A 21029-nucleotide genomic window follows, 5' to 3' on the forward strand; every position below is an offset into this window, starting at 1 on the left:
GTAAAATATGCATGAAATTCATTTCATTAAAACTATAAAAGGGTGATATTTATTACACTCTCTCAGAATTTTGTAGACCAACCCTCATAGGCGAAAATCTATTTTATAGTAAAAGAATCCTAGCTTTTGACAAAGCCAGGATTCAAAATATATTTAGAGGATATAAAATCTTACTCCTTCAAATCTACTCAGTTATTTAAAACTAGTTATATTACAACTAATTTGAAGGTGTGTTCTCAGTATTATTCCATTCACTAGTAGAACCTTCATTGTCAGTACCCCATCCATTCTCATCAACACTTGGAGATACTGTAATTTCTTCAGCACCAGATGGCAAAGTCAATGTATAAAGAATACTCTGACCAATTCCCCAACTACCACTTAGAACAACTTCTTTCGTACCAGTAAAGTATGTTTTACTATCCTTAGTCGTAGAGTATGCAACAAGGACCTTAACTGCAGCTACATTAGTGTTAGGCATCAATATCAACGCATTACCGTCTTTGGCTATTACAACAGTTCCTGTTCCTGTAACACTGGTTGGATTTGTAAATACATAAGAATACTCTGCTGCTCCTTTCAAATCACTCCAAGCTCCTGTACTACTAGAATAAGTATAAGTACCTTCATTGGCTACATTTGTCAATTTTATACCCGTTACTGAATATGTAAAACCAGCATCTTTACCCACTAATTTGAAATTAATCTGAGTTAGTATATGTTTAAATATCAAATTTACAGAACCCATGGAAGTTACACCAGTCTTACACTTATCAGCTACAGCTACAGCTAACAAATCTTCTTGTGTTGCCTCTGCTTGAACAGTATAAGAAAAACTAGGATACTTCCCTGTAGCATTCCAACTATCAGATCCAATATTAGCAGTAGTTGGAGAATATGCGAAAAAATGTATCTTTTCATTTAATGGCCAATAATAACCACCAGTCTTAAGTTTCCAAGTAGAATTTTCGTACTTTCCTTCATCATTAATAAATGCTTCTCCAAGGCTTGTTGCATCAGCTATATTCTTATCACCAGTGTTATAAGCATATAATTTATAACCATTATCTTGTAGAGTCTCAGTAACTGCTACTGTAGCCCTCGTGGCTTTTCCTACTACCGAAGTAAAATTAATCTCATTACTTTGTGCCGGATTCTCAAACTCTTCATTCTGTGAGCAGCTAGTAATCGTTGCAACTGCTGCAATTGCCAATAAAACCTTCTTCATAATCGTATTTTTTAAGTTTATAATATTGTTATATTTTGTTTATGCTCAAATTTAATTTACGGGTAAAATCACTTCTTCATCATCTCCCCAGCCATCAACATTTCCATCAAAACCACCATCTCCGCCACCACTAGAATCCGGTTTATCAACCTTCACCTCGTCCTCAACCGGTAACTCTATTTCTTTGAAAGGCTCATCACCGTCATCATCACCACCGCTGCCACCACTTTCCGAATTAGCAATCACCTCCGTTATATCAACTTCCATCTTTTGCACTTTATTATCTGTTTTGACAAATGCCAGCGTCAACTTTATTGCGTTACCTGCCCGGCTTATTACACCTTCCGATGTTCCAAAAACAGTAAAACTACCCGTCACTTCACCTGCACTTCCTCTAGCTGCAAAATAGATGGGTGAATCACCTGCTTTTCCACATCCCAACCCCAAATCGTAGCAACTTGACATACCCTCTATACTTCCAACGATTGAAGAAACATATTCGAGTCCTTGTACCTTCAATTTAAAAGAATAGGTCTTTACCACTAATTTTGGTTTCCAGTTCAATTGAAGCTCCTCTTCACTGTTTTCTATCTTTAAGTCATCTATCCGCACAACATACAACAGATCAGGTCCCCAGACCAGTTGCTCCGTTCCTGCAATGCCTAACCCATTGCAATGTCCCGTAAAGGCTTCAATCGTCTCATAGGCTTCTTCTCCCCGGATTTGTACCGTTTCAGTATCATAGTTGTAAACCACTACCGAGTAACGTCCCGGCGGCACTTTTACTTTTCCTCCTTTTACTGAAAGGTAGGTATCAATCTTTCTGCCTTCCGCATTCTTCGGATAAAAGATCACCCGAACCCCTTCCGGCAATTTATTGGTAACACCGTTCCAATCCAGCGAAATTTCAACCCCACTTACGGGATAATCATCCAATATATCGCGACGGCTACATCCGGTTAGCATCAGCAGTGAGGACAGAAGCACAAGAAGCATATCTCTTGTATCTCGCATAACGGTCCTACCTCCTTCTCTTTGTTATCAGCCATACCAGAGAAACTTTCGCCTTGGTAGGACCTATAAAATTGTAACGTCCACTATTTGCCCATATTATATCTCCTTCGTATGGAGTATATTTCTTATATTCCGTTGTCAAATATCCGATGCCGAGACTAAACTCAATCGAAAAGTGTCGTGCCAGTTGCCGTGCATATCCGTAAGTCACTCCCGCAGCTCCATAATATTTGCCCTGATAGCCATCGCTCTGCAACTGAAAGTCATAGATTCCGCCTTCGGCATAAAGCCCGACAAAATGACCAGTCAATCGCTTGTGTTTCCGCCGGTCACCCAGCCAGCAACGTCCTTCCACACCTCCCGAAAGAAGCTGATAGCAGAGATTATGCTTACTGTTCAGCCACCACGGACATTTGTATTCAGTATTCAAAGACCATCTCCTGCCCATCGGAATTTCCACCTCTATATTCGGTGCTAACGCCAAATCATACAGCAGGTTATTCTTCACCGCCAGTATCGTTTCATTTTTTGCCGGTCCCCCTGCCTCCGATATCGTTACCTCATAGACCTGTTTTTTCTTACTTTCTCCCACAGGCTTATCCGGTCGATGATTCGGAAGCGCCTCTTCCTGTTCTGAAACAAACAACCCGGAGGCAGAAGATACCGGCTCAAAACTCTTCCTATCTATTTCCGGAATTTCCCGGACGATTGTGATTACCGATCTCCTTAACTGAGGAAGCACATTGCGAAGCATATACTGGTATGCCATTCCCTTATTGAGTTTACGCAACAATTGCTTTCTCTTCCCAATATCATTCCGATGATAGTCCATCAACATCATTACCTCTTCACGCTCCGGAAAGTCCGAATCTTCTTCCACTACCTTACGAAATTCAGACCAATCTTCTCCTCCTGAGAAAAGTTGAATCTTTTTCATATCAACAGCCGGATAACGTTGTTGTAAGAACTCTCTCACCGAATTGTTTCTCCTGGCAGATAAAACAGTATTATAAACCGAATCACCATCGGGCGAAACAAAAGTAATGACATTGACCGCTGTGATATATCGGATATTCTCTTTATTGCCGAGCAAAGAATCCAACACGTTAATATACTGATTATTATTCTTATAACTAAAATCAACTGTAGTATCCTCTCTATCAAAATATACCACGACTTGTCTGGTCGTATCTTGCGTTACTGTGAAAGACGAAACCATCGCATATCCACTTTTCAATGAGGCAGAAAATGCCATGAAAATAGCTAATATATAGATTCCATACTTCATAGTTGTTCGTTTCTATGAACAAATATAGAAGTTAATATGCAAACAAAATCATACTTATGAAACAAAAAACAGGGCATGAAAGGTTATGTGAAACGATTGGAACGAATTTGCAAGTTTGAAGTTCAATAATCACGAAATTCCTAATAGACTAAGACGCCAACTACTGAAAAAATGCACAGAAAATCGAGGTTCATCGATCATCTGTGCATTTACTACTACTCTTATGAGACAAGCATCACACTAGAGATTTATACTGTAGAGTCAGGTACCGGTACCTCCTCTCCATCGTCTTTACCACCATCTCCGCCGGTAGCGGGCTTTCCACTGCCACCTCCATTCGTATAATCTGTTTCCAGTTCTGTATGGCGAGTGATGCTCATATCGACCAACCCGCTGACGAACAAATCTACCACTTTACGATGAACTCCGCAAAGGTGGCTTACCTTACCACACATCTTGGAAGAACTTACTCTGCCGGAACAAACCGACTTTGCTACATACTTTTCGTTTTTGTCCTTGTCAAAACCGAACACTCCTTTTGTTACTACATACTCTAAAGCCATAATTGTTAAGGTTTAAATGGTTAAAAAAATAAAGGTTATTTGTTTGCCATTCTCTTTGTCTCTGAATGACTCTGCAAAGATATCACAGGGCACAAAGCATCCAGTCCTCTCTTGTCTCCTTTGTGTCCCCTTTCAGTTGCTTTAGAGTGGTTGATATCTACAGATAGTACATTAATCTATAAGAAGTTATACAAATTAATCTTTTTTCTTCATAAACGCGTTAATAATAAAAACGTTCGCGGTCATTTAAGCTGATCTTATATCCGCTATATAGAAGGTCTTTCGTGAATACCCTAAATATTCAGAGGTATCATATTGAAATCTAGACTATTTCTTTTTTTTATTCTTATTAATACTCAATTTTTGAATATCTTGTTCCAACTCTTTGATACTTTCCAAATGCTCCAATTGTTTTTGTACTACCTTATATTTGTCATACTCATCAGCTGCCTTTTGCAAAGCAAGCTTATGAGAAATAGATCCGGCATGCTCCAATATATTCTTGTCATTCATTGTAAGTACCTGCTTCAATTTCTCAATCCAATCCCGCATATACATCGGTTTGTGCTGCATCGCCTGAATCTCTGCATATGCAAGGAATTGCTCTACAATCAATTTCAAGAGTCCAATCTCCTCTTCATTCAGGTAGTTCTTTCCTATTTCCACATCAACTTTGCGAACTTTGTTGGGCAACGATGTCGATGTCAAACCCATCTGCGGCAATGCAGCATTTGCCCGATAATAAATTAGCTCCGCTGCAGTTTTGCCACTAACCGCCCAAAGGAGTTTATTTTGTACTTCTTTGTAAAAGGCAAGAGTCATTTCGTCAGACGGATCATAATCTATACTTGTGGCATAAATATCTTTAATCTGCTGATAAAAAACTCGCTCCGACAAACGAATCTCCCGGATTCTGTCTAACAACTCGCGGAAGTAATTCATGGATGAACCGCTCTTAAATCGCTCATCGTTCAGTGCAAATCCTTTGATGATATAATCCCTCAAACGCTGTGTTGCCCAAATACGGAACTGAGTACCCTGTATAGATTTTACCCTATAGCCAACTGAAATAATGACGTCCAAATTGTAATAATTTGTAGGTTTAGTAGAAAAATCGGAAATTCCGATTTTTCTCTTTGTCCCGTCTTCCACTAATTCTCCTTCGCTATATGCATTTAAAATATGCTCGTTTATAGTCGATCTGGATTTCCCAAACAGGGTCGCCATTTGATCAATCGTCAACCATACCGTCTCATCAGAAAATAGCACATCGACTTTTATTGTACCATCTTGAGACTGATATATAATAATTTCATTCTTTTGTTCCATGCTTACTTCCAAATATTAGAGTTGATATAAACATTTATATCAGCCCACACACCTCAATCAATATTTATTTTAGGACTATTAATTTTGTACCTAAGTATTAATAATCAGTTCAATATTAAAATCCTCTTATGTCAACTGATTTAACTTGATATTTCATGTAAAGATATTGATTATTCCCGAAAGCAGCACAATTATTAGCTAAAATTGATAGAGCAATTCTTACATTCGCCGTTATTACCATTCCAATAATTTCCTGTATAAAATGAATACTTCATTTTATGTACGATCTAATTACTAAATGAGAAGAAATATTCAGAGATATAGCCAGCCCTTTCAAGGACTCTCTTGAAAAATGCTGAATAGTTATGAACAATCGACGATTTGATTTATAATAAATTCTTTCACCGTTTATAATAAACGGTCTCTCGGTTTATTATAAACTCGTGCGATTGGTTTCAGACTTCTTTTCTTTGAATTTATGCAACAAAAAGGCTGAAAACTCCATAAAAGTTTGCAGCCCTTAGCTCATTTACGGGTTACTTACGCCCTAATCCTCATAAGGATCACCTAGATGTTTTATTATGATCTTATACTGTTTTGAAGTCAAAAACCGATGATTGTACGGCAAATAACCTGTCGGTATAAGCTCTTGATATTCCACATTCAGCCCCATTGTGTGCGATAACAGTGAAAATCCGTGAAAGAAATCAAAAGAGACCCAAATACAAGAAACTTAATTTGGAAGAAATGGCAAGAAGGCTTACATTTGTCATGTGATTTTTTTCATAGTATTAGATTTAAGGTTAACAAAGGTTGGAGCAAGGCGTTGCTCCTTTTTTTATGCCCCAACCTCATCCCTGTTCCTATTTCGGCTTACCACAAATATAAACTTTGCATTGATAAGGAGCCAGCTTTACAATCATACCATCCGCAGCATTTTCCGTAGAACGGCTATCGAGACTATATACCTGTTCCAAAGATAAACCTTCCACCGTTTTCGCGTTCAGTTCTATATTTTGCGGAGTATCCATCCGGTTGAAACAAGCGACAGCTTTACGACCATCAGCCAACGGTTTCACCCAAATATCATAATAATCCGCACGAATGCTGCGTTCTGCCTGCTTACCGAGCACATCCTGATTGATAGCAATCAAATCCTTGTCCAACAAAACCTGTAAAGTGCTATCATCCATGTTCCGTACATCATTTCCACAAAGCAAAGGAGAAGCCATCATACACCATAAGGCAAAATGAGACTTATATTGCTCCTGAGTACATCCTTTCGATTCCGAGCCGATGCTCATGCTCTTCCCGCCAATACCGACAACCAGCATATCCGGATCATTCCACCCGGAAGGTCCGGCATATTCATTCAAAGGAGCGTTGATTTCCAGAATATTCAGAATACCGCGCAGTCCACCCATCCGATTGGCCTCACGGTCCCATACATCTCCTATATCTCCCGAAACCCGCCACAAATGTCCTCCTACTTGCTTTGCCCATTTCCAAGGTTCACGCTGTCCCCACTCGCAAACAGAGAACACAATAGAACGACCGGTAGCACGCAAAGCCTTGCCCATCTTAGCATATCGCTCCATAGCCTCCACCCTGCCGGCAGGAGCATTGCAATAATCATACTTCAACAAATCGACTCCCCAGGAAGCAAAATCTTTCGCATCCATTTCTTCGTACCCATAACTGCCACAAACACCGCCACAGGTTTTATCGGCTGCGTCAGAATAGATCCCGAGTTTAAAGCCCCGTTCATGCAGATAGTCAGCAACATATTTTATTCCACGAGGAAACTTCGCTTTATCAATCTGTATATGTCCGTCAGCCCCTCGCTCCGGCAGCTGCCAGAAGTCATCGATATTAATATAGGAATAACCCAGATCACGCATTCCGTTTGCCACCAGTGCATCCGCAGTCTGCAATACCAGTTCTTCCGTGAGATGTTGCCCGAAAGTATTCCAGCTGTTCCACCCCATAGGAGGAGTCAGCAGCAAATCGTCACCGATATGAATCTCGAGCTTTTGCGTACAGGTTCCCTGCGAATTCTTAGCTTTGAGAGTGACCATATATTCACCTTCCGAAGCGACTGTTCCTGTGATAATTCCTGTTTTCGAATCCAGTTTCAAACCTTTCGGCAACTTCTCAGCACTCCATTCCATCGGTCGCTGGCCGGTAGTAGGAATATAAAACATGAAAGGAGTTGCCGTATAATTGGCTATCACCCGGGGAGGATGAATGCTCGGTGCTCCTTCAAAAAAATTTTGATTGATGTTTGTTTGAGATTTATTTCCGGCAAACAAAGATACGTTTACTACAAAAAAAGAAAGAATAGATAAGATGAAGAAAGAATGTATTTTGCTCATGGGGGTATTATTTTTTAATTAGGCTGCTAATATAACGAAAAACAAACAATATCCAGACAATTAAATCAGTAATTGATACATTCCTCCAGCCAATACCCGTACAACTCCTTTCATTTCAAGTTCAAAAAGAATAGCATTCATTTTATGAACGGGAATGTCAGTTTCCACCACCAGCGTGTTAATCTGCAGATTTCCGCGTTGTGCCAGAATATCAACGATTCGTTGTTCTTCTCCGGACAAATCGGGAAACAGGTCACGCTGTACATTGACTGTTTTTTCCACGCAGGAAGCAACATTCCAGCCCATAGTCTGCACAAAGTCTTCGGCAGATAAAAGCAGAGAAGCTTTATTGTCACGGATCAGTTGATTGCATCCCTTGGAATATTCGTCAGTAACGCGACCGGGAAAAGCGAAACAGTCACGGTGATAACTCTCCGCAAGTTCGGCAGTAATCAGGGAACCGCCTTTTGCAGCAGATTCTATCACAATCGTAGCGTCGCACATACCTGCTACAATGCGGTTTCGGCTAACAAAATTATGCTTGTCCGGTGTTGTGCCGACAAGAAACTCAGTCAGCAGACCACCTCTGTCGAGCATATCAACAGCCGTTTTACGATGGAGAGAGGGATAGATACGGTCTAATCCATGAGCCAATACGCCTACCGTAGCCAGTCCATTATCCAAAGCGCTCCGGTGGGCATTGATATCAATGCCATAGGCAAGGCCGCTGACCACTAACACATCAGGACATAACGCTTTCAAGTCACGAAGGAAAGTAGCGCAAAGTTGCGTTCCATAATCGGTAGCGTGGCGGGTACCCACCATATTTAGAATATGGAGAGCATTCAAATCCGCATTTCCCTTGAAGAAAAGCACGACAGGAGCATCCTCACACTCCCGCAAACGGGAAGGATAAGCTTCATCATAATAAGTCAGGCATTGAATGCGGTTCTTCTGCAGAAATCCGAGTTCCTGCTCTGCACGGGCAATGAGTGACGGACAATCCAGTGCGGCAGATATCCGTTCGTTAACTCCGGGAATACGTTCGGAAAGCTCTTTCCGGTAGCGGAAGACATCAGTGGCACTTTTCATGCCCTCTACCAGACGCTTCGCTCCAATGTGCCCGATACCGGGCACCATGGTCAGAGCGATGCTATAAATCTGTTCTTCTTCGTTATCGGTCATTTCAGGTATGGAGCAAAGACGTTGTCGAATAATTCGCTGCTACTCAAACGTCCGTTTACCACACATACCGTTTCAACAGTGGATTTCACTACTACTTTTTGATCACTTTTGCGGAAGATATCCTGATAGAATACATACTTGATACCCTCTTTTTTCATATATAGCTTGGAGACAAATTCATCTCCACTCTTCAACGGAGTCTTGAAAGCCATATTGATGCGCGCCACTACCGGATCGACTCCCTGCTCATGAAGCGCTGCAAAGCTAATACCTACCGAGATCAGAAACTCATGGCGGGTATGCTCCAGATAATGTTGATAATTGGCATTGTTGACAATACCTTGCAGGTCGCATTCATAATCGCGTACCTTCATCTCCAGCTCGTAAATGTACTGACTCATCTGTTTATCCTCTTTTCTGTTCTACATCAAGTCCTTTGAACTTCTTCAGTTCTTCGGTAGATACCAATTTATATAATTTGTCGCTGGGACGTATCTTGTCTGATTTCATCGAGAAGCGCTGTCCCTTCTTGACTGTTTCTACCGGTTTCAGATCGACGCGGGCTTCGTCCAGCGTCATGAAGACTGCACCGGTGGTTGGTCCCGTAATCAGCAATTTATCGCCTACACTGACTTCGGACGCCTCCACCAGAAATTCGGAAACGCCGATATTGGAGAAGTATTTGATACCTTTACCCACATAGATTTTACGCTCCGTAGCTGCCGAACCGTAATTCCGTGTCCATTCGCCAAGCCGTTGTCCGAGGTAATAGCCATCCCAGAATCCACGGTTGAAAACAGCTTTCAGACGTTCGTCCCAAGCTGCGATTTTTTCGTCTGTAAAGGTATCGTCCAAATAAGACTGAATCGCCTCTTTATAACATTCTACCACTGTACGCACATACTCAGGGCCACGGGCACGACCTTCGATTTTGAATACACGCACACCTGCATCCATCATCTTATTCATAAAATGAATAGTCTTCAGGTCTTTCGGCGACATGATATATTCGTTGTCGATATCCAGTTCCACATCTGTCTCCTTATCACGAACGGTATAAGAACGACGGCATACTTGCATACAAGCCCCCCGGTTGGCGGAGTGATTCATTTCATGCAAAGAGAGGTAGCACTTTCCGGAGACTGCCATACACAGAGCACCGTGACAGAACATCTCAATACGAATCTGTTCACCACTCGGTCCACAGATATTTTCTTCCCGGATCTGACGATAAATCTCTGCAACCTGCTCCAGATTCAGTTCGCGTGCAAGCACCACAACATCGGCAAACTGGGCATAAAATTTCAAGGCTTCCGCATTCGATATATTAAGCTGAGTAGACAAATGCACTTCCTGCCCGATCCGGTGGGCATAATTCATCACTGCCACGTCAGCAGCAATCACTGCAGATATTCCGGCTGCTTTGGCCGCATCGACAATAGTACGCATCAAAGGAATATCCTTATCATAGATAATCGTATTGACTGTCAGATAGCTTTTCATCCCGTGTTCGTCGCACGTCCGGGCTATCTCACGCAAATCATCAACGGTAAACGTATTGGCAGAACGGGCACGCATGTTAAGGTTTTCTATACCAAAATAGATAGAATCGGCTCCAGCCTGAATGGCTGCCGCAAGAGATTCGCGCGAACCGACAGGCGCCATTATTTCAAAGTCTTTTATATTCATTTTACTGTTCGATAATCATTAAAATGTGATAGGAGTATGCAAAGGTACGAATTAATCCGCATCCGTGAAACTTACCTCAACAAATAGTTCTTTCAGTTTTTATCCGTACCTTTGCACGGCAAAAAAGAAGTATCAATTATGAAGATAAACCATATAGACCTGGGAGAACATCCTATACTACTCGCCCCCATGGAGGACGTGACAGACCCGGCTTTCCGCCTGATGTGCAAAAAGTTCGGTGCCGACATGGTATATACTGAATTTGTATCGAGTGATGCATTGATACGTGCCGTCAACAAGACCGCGCAGAAGTTGAGCATCAGTGACGAAGAGCGTCCTGTTGCCATTCAGATTTATGGGAAGGATACGGAAACAATGGTGGAAGCCGCCAAAATAGTGGAACAGGCACAGCCTGATATTCTCGATATCAACTTCGGTTGCCCGGTGAAAAGAGTAGCGGGAAAAGGTGCCGGAGCAGGAATGTTACAGAATATTCCGAAGATGCTGGAGATTACCCGTGCGGTAGTAGATGCCGTGAAAATACCGGTAACTGTAAAAACTCGTCTGGGATGGGATGCCAATAATAAAATCATTGTAGATTTGGCAGAACAATTGCAGGATTGCGGTATTACCGCATTGACTATCCACGGTAGGACCCGTGCGCAAATGTACACCGGAGAAGCAGACTGGACACTGATAGGGGAAGTAAAAAACAATCCCCGCATGCATATTCCTATCATCGGCAACGGAGATGTGACTACGCCTCAACGCTGTAAGGAGTGTTTCGACCGTTATGGAGTAGACGCTGTCATGATCGGTCGTGCAAGCTTCGGACGCCCCTGGATATTCAAGGAAGTGAAGCATTATCTGGAAACAGGAGAAGCGCTTCCCCCACTCAGTTTTGAATGGTGCATGGAGGTATTACGACAGGAGGTAGTAGACAGTGTGAATCTGCTTGACGAACGCAGAGGTATTCTGCATGTACGCCGTCATCTGGCTGCCAGTCCGTTGTTCAAAGGCATTCCTAATTTTCGTAATACCCGTATCGCTATGCTTCGGGCGGAAACAAAGGAAGAATTGTTCCGGATATTTGATGAGATAACTGCCAATCTAGCATCTGTAGATCGATGATATACCAGATTGGTTTACTTAAACATCGGCTGCGCAAACCACTTCTTGAACATCCACGTTGCTACAACATATAAAACGAACGCTGAGAAGAAGCCTACAATAGCGTCAATAACATAATGCGCCTGAATATACACGGTAGCACCACAAAGTAGCATATAAAAAGGAATCAGGCAGGCAAAGAGCTTTTTGCTGCCACGCCACGCCATAATCATCAAGATAGTGGAAATGCCGACATGAGAACTGGGGAATGCCGCAGTAGGTCGTTCGCCTACCTGCTGCGAGCCCTCTACCAGATTGTAGAAGAACCCATGCTGATAGCCGGGACCGGGCAATAGTTCCTGATGATGATTGAAATAATCGCCAATAGCCGGGAAGATACCTTTCGACACATTATCGAACCCGATAGCCGGAAAATAGAATTGCGGTCCCGCCACCGGAACAAAGATATAAATGAGATAATAAATAAAGAAAGAAGTTACCAGTACAAATGACATCTTCTCAAACCATTCAAACTTATAGATAAAGTAGAATAACGTCACAATCAGCATCATCGGATAATAGAAGAAATATCCCAAATTGAATGCTTCGCTGACTATCAGATGCGGAAATGTGTGGCAGAACCAGATAGCAGGCTGCCCATTGAAGATAAATTGTTCGGCAACAGCAAATACATGATCAAGATTGGGGAAGAACCGGTTAAACTCAAACGTATCGGGATACCAGTACGAAAGCAGGCTCATCTGAATGACAACCCGCACAAATGCCGAGAACTTACAAGGTGCCAGCCGATAAAGATACATCAACAGGAAAGTCATTGCAGCAATCATCGCCCTATCCAGCAACATGTGCCATGGATGATCCATTCGCTGAAACAGGAACAGTATCAAGATGGAGGTCAACAGATTATAAATCAATGTAATCTTCTCCACAGCAAACAACCCCTTCCGGGTTTCCACTCGCTTAAATAAGTCTAAAGCCATCCTTCGTTTTTATACCAGGCAATCGTTTCACGAACTCCCTTCTCCAGATCATATTCGGGAGCATACCCTAACTCTGTCATTGCAGGGGTTATATCACATTGCCAGTTACGTTGTTTCATTATTTTATACTTGTCAGAATTCAGCGTACTGCTCTTCCCGGAACGCGTAGCAATAAATTCAGCGAGCAAAGATATAACTTTTAGCACAATTAATGGACATTTCATATGAATAACAAACGGATTGCCCAGTTCTTTTTGTATTAAGTCCGAAAATGTGCGGCTTTTATATACGTTTCCATCCGACAGGAAATACGCTTTTCTCGCTACTCTTTTCTCTATTCCAAGGAAGATGGCCTGCACAATATCCTTTACATAAATAAAAGTCAGATCCTGTCTCCGGAAACCCACCGAGAAGTCCACATGCTGACGGATGGACTTTGCCATCAGGAAATAATCCATTTCACGGGGACCGTAAACTCCTGTAGGACGATAAATGACATAAGGGAAACCGGGAATGCTCTGTATATAAAGTTCGGCTTTGAGTTTACTAAATCCATAAGCCGTATTAGGCATCGGAGAATCATCTGCCGAAATGGGCGAGTAATCTTTTTCATGCACCGGTCCGAATACGCTCAATGTGCTGATATAGATAAACTGCTTCGGAACCATATTGAGTGCCTTCAACGTATCAACAAAATATTTAGTCTGAAGATAATTTACATAATCAAATGTTTTCTTGTCCGAACACTTGGTGACTCCCGCACAATGAATAATGTAATCAAATTTGTTATACGTCCCTTTATGCCCGGAGAGTTGGGCACGCAATTCGTTGGGATGAGCAAAGTCCAGTTCCAGAAAATGAATCTTCCGGTTCTTCAAATACTGCTTGCTGCTGCTAGAACGGATTCCCGCCCACACACCAAACTTTCGTTTCAGTGCCTCTTCGACAATAAAACTTCCAATGAATCCACTTGCACCTGTAATTAGAATACTCTCCATTAATATAGTCCTAATATATAAGAAAAGAATGACGCTACAAAGATACAATAAATATAAAACAAAAGCCATTTTGCTTTTCTCAATTATTATTTGTTTATTTGCAACGCAATTTATTTACTATTCAACACTTTAAAGCACGTGGAAGACAAAGCAGATTTCGACTATCTTTTTAAAGAGTACTACCCCCAACTTTATTATTATGCATTCCATCTGATCAATAATATGGAGGCTAGTAAAGATATCGCAAGTGATGCTTTCGAATTTATTTGGACTAACTATGCCAAGATTGATAAAACCACAGCCAAATCTTATCTCTATGTTTACGTCCGTAACAAATGCATCGATTACTTGCGTCATCAGAACGTACACGAACAATATGTTCAATTATATATAAAACTGACCGAATCATACACAGAAACAGAATACAAAGAATATGACGAAAGGATGATGCGCATCCACAAAGCTATTTCAACGCTTACTGCCCACACCCGGCATATCCTTGAAGAATGTTATGTACGAAGAAAAAAATATCAGGAAGTGGCTGATGAACTGAATATAAGCGTAAGCGCTGTCCGAAAACACATTGTAAAAGCACTCTCTGTACTCCGTAAAGAGTTTGCTAAAAAAGAATAAAGAGGGTATCTAACTATCTTAAACAAACGTATTAAAATAAGTAATAGAAATAAAAACAACCAAGAACTGAAAAGTTATTTATGGATAAGGACAAAGGTTACAACGATATAAATGATTCCATCAAAAAAGCATTAGATATCATGGAATCCCCCTCAGAGCTCAATGAGAAAGAAACGTCCGGCGCTCTTGAAGATGATGAATGCCTGCAAACATGCCGTGACATCATGGATATGAATGTAGCGTTACAACAACAGCAAACTCCCGGATCGATAGACGTAGAAGCTGAATTAGTTCGTTTCAAAGCGAAACACACTAAGCGAAAACCTTTTGCCGGACTGAAACTCGCCATCAGTCTGGTCTCAGCGGCGGCTATCCTCACAGGTCTTGTATTCATCATATCCAATACTCTGGATATATTCCCGACTCCTGACCCAATCACCGTCTTTACAGCAGATAATACTCCCCAAGAAATTACCCTGCAAGCTGAAGACGGAGAGAAAATGATATTAGGTGAATCACAAAAAGATCCGAAAGTAGCTGCCAAAACCAAAGAATATCTGGATTACAGCCGTACTAAAAAGACAGTAGCCAATGTCCCTAATGCACAAAATACGATTCAAACTCATACACTGACCATCCCCAGAGGGCAGAACTTTAAAGTGATCCTTTGTGACGGAACAGAAGTATGGCTCAATGCAAATACCCGATTAATTTATCCCACGGCATTTGTAGAAAAAGAACGTACCGTATATCTGGAAGGTGAAGCATACTTCAAAGTAACCCCTAATAAACAGCAACCATTTATTGTAAAGACTCCAAGTATACAAACACGTGTACTAGGTACAGAATTCAATATACGCAGCTACAACCCGGAAGACTCTCACGTAGTACTTATCAATGGAAAGGTAGAAGTCAGTAACACCCAAGGGGGCGCCTACACTGCCATTACTCCGGGAGAAGATGCACATCTGCAAGCTGACGGCAATTTTATCCTGACGGAAGTAGATTTGGACTCTTACATTTACTGGAAAGACGGCTACTTCTACTTTGACGATGTCACTCTTCGGGAAATTATGCAAAATCTCGGACGCTGGTACAATGTAAGTATAGAATTCCGCAATAAAGAAGCTATGAACTACAAAATGCACTTTGTAGCTGATCGCCGGCTTGGGCTTGAACACACCATTCAATTACTTAATCGGATGAAAAAAGTAACCGTAACTTTAAACGGCAATACTCTTACTATCGATTAGTATTTTCATACAAAAAGTATACAAAAGCACAAAGAAAACAACAAAATATTATCTTTTAAAGAAAATAATTCGCAAAAGGGGTGTCTTAAATTTCCTTTCATACGCACTATTAATATAAAACAAGTTCAAAATAGTGTTATTTAAAATCAAACGTATGAAAAGAAACTGGTATTTATTTATCGTGTGCCTCCTATGCGTATGCTTACTGCCACGACCGGCAGAAGCTCAGACACAAAACGAAAAGAAAATCACGTTGGAATTCAACAATGAACGCTTGCCTTCTGTGTTGAAACGTCTGGAGAAAGTATCAGGATACAAAATCCTGTTTACGTATGATGATGTCAAGAAATTCACAGTCTCGGGGTCCGTAAAAGACAAGAGCATAAAGCAAGCACTAGACATCATACTCATCGACAAGCCATTAGAATACCATATAGATGGCCAGTTTATCACAATCACTCCTACCGGCCCATCCAAACAGGCTAAAATATTCGATGTTAACGGAGTAGTCATATCCGGAGATGACGGGCAACCGCTCATCGGAGCCACCGTACAGATTAAAGGCAGCAAATCCGGAGTACTGACAGACCTGAATGGCAAATTCTTTATCGAGAAAGTAGCCAGCAACTCTATCTTACAGTTCTCTTATATTGGCATGCATCCACAGGAGCTAACCGCCACTCCAACGATGAGTGTTACACTAAATACCGATGTGCAAACGCTGTCGGAAGTCGTAGTCACAGGCATGCAGAAAATGGATAAACGATTGTTTACCGGTGCTACTGCACAGCTATCCGCCGAAGAAGTAAAACTCGACGGTATGCCCGAAATCAGTCGTGCGCTGGAAGGACGTGCCGCCGGTGTATCAGTTCAAAATGTATCGGGAACATTTGGTACTGCTCCTAAAATCCGGGTTCGTGGTGCTACCTCTATATATGGTAGTTCCAAACCTCTGTGGGTGGTGGATGGAGTTATTATGGAAGACGCAATTGAAGTCGGTGCAGACGATCTCTCTTCGGGAGACGCAGAAACATTGATCAGTTCTGCTATTGCCGGTCTGAATGCGGACGACATTGAAAGCTTTCAGATATTGAAAGATGGCTCTGCAACTTCTATTTATGGAGCACGTGCTATGGCAGGTGTAATTGTCGTTACCACCAAAAAAGGAAAAGCCGGTATTAACAAGATTAGTTATACAGGTGAATTTACCACTCGTATGATCCCCACCTATAACGAATTCAACATTATGAATTCACAGGAGCAAATGGGAGTTTATAAAGAAATGGAACAAAAAGGATGGTTAAATTACAGTGACATCTATCGCGCTGCCAATAGTGGTGTATATGGTCGTATGTATAAGCTTATCAATACTTTCGACCCTGTCACCGGACAATATGCCATATCCAGTACTGAAGAAATGAACGCTTATCTACGCGAAGCAGAAATGAGAAATACCGATTGGTTTGATGCTTTATTCTCTAATAATATTTCACAGAACCACTCGGTCAGCATTACTTCCGGAACTGAAAAGTCTTCTTTCTATGCATCATTGAGTGCAATGCTCGATCCGGGATGGTACAAACAAAGTGAAGTGAAACGCTATACAGCAAATGTAAACACAACTTATAACGTACTCAAAAATCTATCCGTCAACCTGATTTCAAGCGCATCCTACCGTAAGCAAAAAGCACCCGGAACCATTAGCTCTACCGTCAACGCCGCAAATGGAGAAGTCAGTCGCAGTTTTGATATCAACCCATATTCTTATGCCATCAACACTTCTCGAGCAATGGACCCGAACGCTTATTATACTTCCAATTATGCTCCATTCAATATTTTACATGAACTAGACAATAACTACATTGAACTGAATGTAGTAGATGTGAAATTTCAGGGAGAGATAAAATGGAAAGCCCTTCCCGAACTGGAGTTTAGCGCATTAGGATCATTAAAATATCAGGCCAGTTCTCAAGAGCACAATATCCTGGATAACTCTAATCAGGCAACAGCATATCGCACAGGTATGGATGACGCAACCATTCGTAACAACAATGGGCTGCTTTACAGCGATCCGGATGATATTTACTCATTACCTATCAGCATTCTGCCACGAGGAGGCATCTATCAACGTAAAGATTACAAAATGTTAGGATTGGATTTCCGTGCGACCGCTTCATGGAATCATCTATTTGCCGAGAAGCATATCACCAATGCTTTCGGAGGAATGGAAGTCAATGATCTCCGCCGTTCATACACCATGTTCAATGGTTGGGGGATGCAATACTCAATGGGTGAAACTCCATCCTATGTATATCAGTTTTTCAAGAAAGGATTGGAAGCAGACGATAAATATTATGCGCTGGAACACAGTTTGGCACGCAGTGTGGCCACATTTGCCAACGTGACCTATTCGTACGACGGGCGTTATACCATGAACGGGACATTCCGTTATGAAGGAACCAACCGCATGGGCAGAAGTCACTCTGCACGTTGGCTCCCCACCTGGAACCTGTCAGGAGCATGGAATGCTCATGAAGAAAACTTTTTCAAAAAGCTGGAACCAACTCTTTCACACCTCACTCTGAAAGTTTCTTATTCACTGACAGCCGACCGCGGTCCCGCCAATGTAACAAACTCACAAGCTATTTTCAGAGCTTATTCTCCCTACCGCCCTTTTACAGATATCCAAGAACCGGGAATCTTTATGGCAGACAGTGAGAACAGCGAACTGACCTATGAAAAGAAACATGAATTGAATATCGGTGGGGATATTGGTTTCCTTGATAACCGGATCAATCTGGCACTCGATTGGTATAAACGTAACAATTATGACCTCATCGGAGCGGCAATCACCCCGGGAGTTGGCGGAGGAGGAACTTATACGTATGCTAATGTAGCTTCAATGGAAAGTCACGGTATCGAGTTCACTCTTTCTACACAGAATATAAAGAAAAAGAACTTCAGCTGGAGCACAGACTTTATCTTCTCACATACCAAAAATAAAGTTACCGACCTTAAATCACTGGCAAATGTGATGGATTTAATTTCCGGTAACGGATTTGCCCGTGAAGGCTATCCGGTTCGTGGTTTGTTCTCTATCCCATTTGTAGGCCTGGACAAGAATGGTCTTCCCCTATTCGATATCAATGGTAAAATTACAAGCACAGAGATTGAATTCCAGGCACGTGACAATATCGATTATCTGAAATATGAAGGACCGACAGACCCGACTATCACCGGTAGTCTTGGAAACGTCTTCACATATAAAGGCTTCAAGCTAAATGTTTTCCTTACTTATTCATTCGGCAATGTAGTCCGTCTGGACCCGGTATTCAAAGCCAGCTACTCCGACCTGACAGCTATGCCGCGTGAATTTAAGAACCGATGGACACTACCCGGCGATGAAAGCCAAACAGATATTCCGGCAATAATCAGCTATCCGCAGTATAGCCATAATCTGAATCTGTCTTATGCCTACAATGCTTATAATTACTCAACGGCCCGCATCGCGAAGGGAGACTTCATCCGAATGAAAGAAATATCACTCGCCTATGAGTTTCCACGCACTTGGTTGAACCCGTTAAAGATATCCAACTTATCACTCAAATTACAAGCTACTAACCTCTTCCTGCTTTATGCAGATAAGAAATTGAACGGACAAGACCCGGAGTTCTTTAACACCGGAGGCGTAGCCTCTCCGGTACCCCGTCAGTTTACTTTGACATTGAGATTAGGATTATAAATTAACTAATAAGTTTATAAATAAAATTAGATATGAGAAAAAATATAATACATATAGGACTGATATTGCTACTAGCTCCATGCTATACAGCTTGCAGCAGTTTTCTGGATGAACTTCCGGACAACCGGACAGAGTTGGATACCGAACAAAGTATCGCCAATATCCTGGTATCTGCCTATCCGCAAAGTACAAATTGCGAAATAGGGGAATTATACAGCGATAACACAGACGAGAATAGTCGTGCATATGGTTACTGGCAAAAGGTAGAAGAGGACTTGTACAACTGGAAAGATACCTACGAAGAAGGACAAGATACTCCACAAGCCTTATGGGATGCCTGCTATGCGGCAATCGCCTCATCCAACCATGCACTGCAAGGAATCAAGAACCTGGGAAATCCGACATCGTTAAATCCCCAGAAAGGGGAAGCTCTGGTATGCCGTGCCTATGCTCATTTTATGCTGGCAACTACATTTTGCCAAGCATATAACAGTAATACAGCCGAACAGGAATTAGGCATTCCCTACATGGAAACACTTCAGACTACTGTAGCCCCCCATTACGAACGTGGTACGCTCGCCAGTGTATATCGAAAAATTGCAGCTGATCTGGAAGAAGGCATCCCTCTAATTAACGATGATGCCTATTCTATTCCCAAATATCATTTCAACAAGAAAGCGGCATATGCTTTTGCCGCACGTTTCTACCTCTATTATATGCAACCGGATTTCTCTAATTGCAAAAAAGTAGTAGAATACGCTAATCTTGTATTAGGAGCAAATGCCGATGAAGTACTGCGGGACTGGAAATATCTCGGGACCCTCAGCCCCAATGGAGACGTCCAGCCTAATGCTTATATCGATGCAAGTGAGCCCGCCAACCTACTCCTTCTCAGTACCAGCTCTACGCTTGGCGGAGTAATAGATGCCGGTTACGGACTCTGCATGCGCTACTCACACAATGCTGTAACCGGGCTGGAAGATTGTTATTCAACCGGACTATGGGGTGCCTACACCAGATTCCGCCAACAACCATTTGAACCTTCGCGATCACCTAAAATCTCTTTCCGCCGGATCACTCTAATGGCAAAAATAGCCGTATCAGGCGGTGGGTTTTATCCTTACGCCATGGTTCCTGCATTCACTACTGATGAAACTCTGATCACTCGTGCAGAAGCATACACCTATCTGAAACAATATGATAAAGCTGCCGCCGACATCACTTCCTGGCAGAAGTCCTTTACTACCCATACGCAAACGATAACTCCGGAAATGGTTGACCAGTTTTACGGAAGTATGAAATACTATAATCTTAATGAAGGAGTTATCACTCCTAAAAAGACCTTGTCTCCAGACTTTACGCTTGAACCCGGCAGACAGACTAACTTCATTCATTGTATCCTGCATCTGCGCAGAATCACCACACTGGGAGAAGGCCTACGCTGGCAAGATATAAGACGATACGGCATTACTGTACAACGCCGTTACTTTGAAAACGAAGAATTAATGGACATTACTGATACCATGGACAAAAACGACTTGCGCAGGGTCGTCCAGATTCCGGCAAATGTAATAGCAGCAGGTATAGAAGCAAATCCAAGATAAAAAGAGAAAGGAGAAAA

16 protein-coding genes and 1 pseudogene are annotated in these 21029 nt (G+C 41.9%); 5 read left to right on the plus strand and 12 right to left on the minus strand.

Annotated elements, in window-relative coordinates:
• Nucleotides 1-217: 217 nt before the first annotated feature.
• The 10 genes and pseudogenes from K6V30_RS04060 to K6V30_RS04100 form a co-directional block, all read right to left on the minus strand.
• Nucleotides 218-1228 (minus strand): fimbrillin family protein, encoded by a 1011-nt coding sequence (locus K6V30_RS04060; protein WP_010535840.1) that lies wholly within the window; start codon nt 1226-1228, stop codon nt 218-220.
• Nucleotides 1229-1279: 51 nt separating this feature from the next.
• Nucleotides 1280-2242, minus strand: a complete 963-nt coding sequence (locus tag K6V30_RS04065; protein ID WP_055269261.1) for a DUF5119 domain-containing protein — start codon at nt 2240-2242, stop codon at nt 1280-1282.
• A gap of 7 nt (nt 2243-2249) precedes the next feature.
• Nucleotides 2250-3530: a DUF3575 domain-containing protein gene (locus K6V30_RS04070; RefSeq protein ID WP_055269262.1), complete on the minus strand. Its 1281-nt coding sequence runs from the start codon at nt 3528-3530 to the stop codon at nt 2250-2252.
• Nucleotides 3531-3778: 248 nt separating this feature from the next.
• Complete coding sequence (locus K6V30_RS04075; RefSeq protein WP_010535843.1) at nt 3779-4093, minus strand: HU family DNA-binding protein; 315 nt, start codon at nt 4091-4093, stop codon at nt 3779-3781.
• Between the two features lie 327 nt (nt 4094-4420).
• The gene (rhuM, locus tag K6V30_RS04080) at nt 4421-5422 is read right to left on the minus strand and encodes a virulence RhuM family protein (RefSeq protein ID WP_022301352.1); all 1002 of its coding nucleotides are present in this window, start codon (nt 5420-5422) and stop codon (nt 4421-4423) included.
• Nucleotides 5423-5969: 547 nt separating this feature from the next.
• Nucleotides 5970-6074 (minus strand): annotated as a pseudogene (locus tag K6V30_RS25340) (DUF4248 domain-containing protein); the annotation flags it as partial.
• Between the two features lie 211 nt (nt 6075-6285).
• Nucleotides 6286-7797 carry a putative Ig domain-containing protein gene (locus K6V30_RS04085; protein WP_055269263.1) on the minus strand — a complete coding sequence of 504 codons (1512 nt, stop codon included), beginning with the start codon at nt 7795-7797 and terminating at the stop codon, nt 6286-6288.
• Nucleotides 7798-7857: 60 nt separating this feature from the next.
• Nucleotides 7858-8982: a DNA-processing protein DprA gene (dprA, locus tag K6V30_RS04090; protein WP_055269264.1), complete on the minus strand. Its 1125-nt coding sequence runs from the start codon at nt 8980-8982 to the stop codon at nt 7858-7860.
• Entirely contained in the window at nt 8979-9383 is a 405-nt protein-coding gene (locus K6V30_RS04095) for an acyl-CoA thioesterase (RefSeq protein ID WP_010535856.1), read from the minus strand. Before K6V30_RS04095 ends, dprA begins: the two co-directional genes overlap by 4 nt.
• Nucleotides 9384-9387: 4 nt before the next feature.
• Entirely contained in the window at nt 9388-10671 is a 1284-nt protein-coding gene (locus K6V30_RS04100; protein WP_029425139.1) for a peptidase U32 family protein, read from the minus strand.
• A gap of 138 nt (nt 10672-10809) precedes the next feature.
• Between K6V30_RS04100 and dusB the strand changes: the two genes are divergently transcribed.
• Nucleotides 10810-11802, plus strand: coding sequence for a tRNA dihydrouridine synthase DusB (gene dusB, locus K6V30_RS04105; protein WP_055269265.1), 993 nt, complete (start codon nt 10810-10812; stop codon nt 11800-11802).
• A 14-nt stretch (nt 11803-11816) separates the two neighbouring features.
• Here the strand turns inward: dusB and K6V30_RS04110 are convergent, their stop codons facing one another.
• The gene (locus tag K6V30_RS04110) at nt 11817-12782 is read right to left on the minus strand and encodes a phosphatase PAP2 family protein (RefSeq protein ID WP_010535859.1); all 966 of its coding nucleotides are present in this window, start codon (nt 12780-12782) and stop codon (nt 11817-11819) included.
• A complete protein-coding gene (locus K6V30_RS04115) occupies nt 12773-13780 on the minus strand; it encodes an NAD-dependent epimerase/dehydratase family protein (protein WP_010535860.1) in 1008 nt (335 codons plus the stop codon). The genes K6V30_RS04110 and K6V30_RS04115 overlap by 10 nt, the downstream gene beginning before the upstream one ends.
• A gap of 138 nt (nt 13781-13918) precedes the next feature.
• On the opposite strand from K6V30_RS04115, the gene K6V30_RS04120 reads away from it, so the two are divergent.
• From K6V30_RS04120 to K6V30_RS04135, 4 genes are all read left to right on the plus strand, one after another.
• On the plus strand, nt 13919-14413 hold the full coding sequence (locus tag K6V30_RS04120; RefSeq protein WP_010535861.1) for an RNA polymerase sigma-70 factor: 495 nt from the start codon (nt 13919-13921) through the stop codon (nt 14411-14413).
• Nucleotides 14414-14493: 80 nt separating this feature from the next.
• A complete protein-coding gene (locus K6V30_RS04125) occupies nt 14494-15666 on the plus strand; it encodes a FecR family protein (protein ID WP_010535862.1) in 1173 nt (390 codons plus the stop codon).
• 154 nt (nt 15667-15820) lie between these two features.
• Nucleotides 15821-19408 (plus strand): SusC/RagA family TonB-linked outer membrane protein, encoded by a 3588-nt coding sequence (locus K6V30_RS04130; protein WP_029425140.1) that lies wholly within the window; start codon nt 15821-15823, stop codon nt 19406-19408.
• A 32-nt stretch (nt 19409-19440) separates the two neighbouring features.
• The gene (locus K6V30_RS04135; protein WP_010535864.1) at nt 19441-21012 is read left to right on the plus strand and encodes a RagB/SusD family nutrient uptake outer membrane protein; all 1572 of its coding nucleotides are present in this window, start codon (nt 19441-19443) and stop codon (nt 21010-21012) included.
• The last annotated feature ends 17 nt before the right edge of the window (nt 21013-21029 follow it).

Origin of the sequence: Bacteroides faecis (assembly GCF_020091505.1) — a bacterium.
GTDB classification, from domain to species: Bacteria; Bacteroidota; Bacteroidia; order Bacteroidales; family Bacteroidaceae; genus Bacteroides; species Bacteroides faecis.

What these genes read in the sequence shown, in the direction of transcription:
- K6V30_RS04065 (WP_055269261.1), bottom strand. Translation starts at nt 2,242, where the DNA reads ATGCGAGATACAAGAGATATGCTTCTTGTGCTTCTGTCCTCACTGCTG.
- K6V30_RS04115 (WP_010535860.1), bottom strand. Translation starts at nt 13,780, where the DNA reads ATGGAGAGTATTCTAATTACAGGTGCAAGTGGATTCATTGGAAGTTTT.
- rhuM (WP_022301352.1), bottom strand. Translation starts at nt 5,422, where the DNA reads ATGGAACAAAAGAATGAAATTATTATATATCAGTCTCAAGATGGTACA.
- K6V30_RS04060 (WP_010535840.1), bottom strand. Translation starts at nt 1,228, where the DNA reads ATGAAGAAGGTTTTATTGGCAATTGCAGCAGTTGCAACGATTACTAGC.
- K6V30_RS04070 (WP_055269262.1), bottom strand. Translation starts at nt 3,530, where the DNA reads ATGAAGTATGGAATCTATATATTAGCTATTTTCATGGCATTTTCTGCC.
- K6V30_RS04095 (WP_010535856.1), bottom strand. Translation starts at nt 9,383, where the DNA reads ATGAGTCAGTACATTTACGAGCTGGAGATGAAGGTACGCGATTATGAA.
- K6V30_RS04075 (WP_010535843.1), bottom strand. Translation starts at nt 4,093, where the DNA reads ATGGCTTTAGAGTATGTAGTAACAAAAGGAGTGTTCGGTTTTGACAAG.
- K6V30_RS04085 (WP_055269263.1), bottom strand. Translation starts at nt 7,797, where the DNA reads ATGAGCAAAATACATTCTTTCTTCATCTTATCTATTCTTTCTTTTTTT.
- dusB (WP_055269265.1), top strand. Translation starts at nt 10,810, where the DNA reads ATGAAGATAAACCATATAGACCTGGGAGAACATCCTATACTACTCGCC.
- K6V30_RS04135 (WP_010535864.1), top strand. Translation starts at nt 19,441, where the DNA reads ATGAGAAAAAATATAATACATATAGGACTGATATTGCTACTAGCTCCA.
- K6V30_RS04125 (WP_010535862.1), top strand. Translation starts at nt 14,494, where the DNA reads ATGGATAAGGACAAAGGTTACAACGATATAAATGATTCCATCAAAAAA.
- K6V30_RS04110 (WP_010535859.1), bottom strand. Translation starts at nt 12,782, where the DNA reads ATGGCTTTAGACTTATTTAAGCGAGTGGAAACCCGGAAGGGGTTGTTT.
- K6V30_RS04100 (WP_029425139.1), bottom strand. Translation starts at nt 10,671, where the DNA reads ATGAATATAAAAGACTTTGAAATAATGGCGCCTGTCGGTTCGCGCGAA.
- K6V30_RS04130 (WP_029425140.1), top strand. Translation starts at nt 15,821, where the DNA reads ATGAAAAGAAACTGGTATTTATTTATCGTGTGCCTCCTATGCGTATGC.
- dprA (WP_055269264.1), bottom strand. Translation starts at nt 8,982, where the DNA reads ATGACCGATAACGAAGAAGAACAGATTTATAGCATCGCTCTGACCATG.